The 1,673-nt window shown below is 52.0% G+C and carries 1 rRNA gene; it reads left to right on the plus strand.

Annotated features, from left to right (window positions below):
- Positions 1-43: 43 nt before the first annotated feature.
- A 16S ribosomal RNA gene (locus CWE07_RS14180) occupies positions 44-1,584 on the plus strand.
- The last annotated feature ends 89 nt before the right edge of the window (positions 1,585-1,673 follow it).

Genomic DNA, 1,673 nt, shown 5'->3' on the forward strand with positions numbered 1-1,673 from the left:
TTAAGAACCAACGATTCATTGAGCACTTGCATATCAAAATCTTTAATTGAAGAGTTTGATCATGGCTCAGATTGAACGCTGGCGGCAGGCCTAACACATGCAAGTCGAGCGGTAACATTTCTAGCTTGCTAGAAGATGACGAGCGGCGGACGGGTGAGTAATACTTGGGGATCTGCCTGATGGAGGGGGACAACCACTGGAAACGGTGGCTAATACCGCATGACGCCTACGGGCCAAAGTGTGGGACCTTCGGGCCACACGCCATCAGATGAACCCAAGCGAGATTAGCTAGTTGGTGAGGTAACGGCTCACCAAGGCGACGATCTCTAGCTGGTCTGAGAGGATGATCAGCCACACTGGGACTGAGACACGGCCCAGACTCCTACGGGAGGCAGCAGTGGGGAATATTGGACAATGGGCGCAAGCCTGATCCAGCCATGCCGCGTGTGTGAAGAAGGCCTTAGGGTTGTAAAGCACTTTCAGTGGTGAGGAAGGCGTTGTAGTTAATAGCTGCAACGATTGACGTTAGCCACAGAAGAAGCACCGGCTAACTCCGTGCCAGCAGCCGCGGTAATACGGAGGGTGCGAGCGTTAATCGGAATTACTGGGCGTAAAGCGCACGTAGGCGGCTTGTTAAGCAAGATGTGAAAGCCCAGGGCTCAACCTTGGAATTGCATTTTGAACTGGCAAGCTAGAGTTTTGAAGAGGGTGGTAGAATTTCCAGTGTAGCGGTGAAATGCGTAGATATTGGAAGGAATACCAGTGGCGAAGGCGGCCACCTGGTCAAAAACTGACGCTGAGGAGCGAAAGCGTGGGGAGCAAACAGGATTAGATACCCTGGTAGTCCACGCCGTAAACGATGTCGACTAGTTGTTCGTGTCTTTAAGATGTGAGTAACGCAGCTAACGCACTAAGTCGACCGCCTGGGGAGTACGGCCGCAAGGTTAAAACTCAAATGAATTGACGGGGGCCCGCACAAGCGGTGGAGCATGTGGTTTAATTCGATGCAACGCGAAGAACCTTACCATCCCTTGACATCCAGAGAATCATCTAGAGATAGATGAGTGCCTTCGGGAACTCTGAGACAGGTGCTGCATGGCTGTCGTCAGCTCGTGTTGTGAGATGTTGGGTTAAGTCCCGCAACGAGCGCAACCCTTATCCTTAGTTGCCAGCACATAATGGTGGGAACTCTAGGGAGACTGCCGGTGATAAACCGGAGGAAGGTGGGGACGACGTCAAGTCATCATGGCCCTTACGGGATGGGCTACACACGTGCTACAATGGCGCACACAAAGGGCAGCAAGCTAGCGATAGCAAGCGAATCTCAAAAAGTGCGTCGTAGTCCGGATTGGAGTCTGCAACTCGACTCCATGAAGTCGGAATCGCTAGTAATCGTGGATCAGAATGCCACGGTGAATACGTTCCCGGGCCTTGTACACACCGCCCGTCACACCATGGGAGTGGGCTGCACCAGAAGTAGATAGCTTAACCTTCGGGAGGGCGTTTACCACGGTGTGGTTCATGACTGGGGTGAAGTCGTAACAAGGTAGCCGTAGGGGAACCTGCGGCTGGATCACCTCCTTAACGATAGCTCATAATATGTGAGTGCTCACACAGATTGAATTGGCTTTGATAACAGTAAATAACGTGAATGTTTTTACGTAGGGCATGCT

It is taken from the genome of Aliidiomarina maris, assembly GCF_003987335.1.
GTDB classification, from domain to species: domain Bacteria; phylum Pseudomonadota; class Gammaproteobacteria; order Enterobacterales; family Alteromonadaceae; genus Aliidiomarina; species Aliidiomarina maris.